The following is a 205-nucleotide window of genomic DNA, read 5'->3' as shown; positions in this document are numbered from 1 at the left end:
TCGGCGATGCATCGTTTCACTGCTGAGTTCGGGATGGGATCAGGTGGTTCCAATGCTCTATGGTCGTCAAGAAATTCTGTGACAGATCCGTTAGTGCTAACGTGCCTGCGAAAACTTGGTACTTCTATAAAAACAAAATCCCCGTCTGCGTGAGCAGACAGGGATTTTGGAATTTAATCTTGACGATGACCTACTCTCACATGGG

General features: G+C 46.8%; 1 rRNA gene. It reads right to left on the bottom strand.

Annotation, left to right across the window (positions count from 1 at the left end):
* Nucleotides 1–71 (bottom strand): 5S ribosomal RNA (rrf, locus tag GHO32_RS26405); the annotation flags it as partial.
* Nucleotides 72–205: the final 134 nt, after the last annotated feature.

Source organism: Pseudomonas sp. FSL R10-2189 (assembly GCF_009600325.1).
Taxonomy (GTDB): Bacteria; Pseudomonadota; Gammaproteobacteria; order Pseudomonadales; family Pseudomonadaceae; genus Aquipseudomonas; species Aquipseudomonas helleri.
The sequence above is the reverse complement of the archived record's forward strand: the minus strand, read 5'-3'. Positions and strand labels throughout refer to the sequence as shown.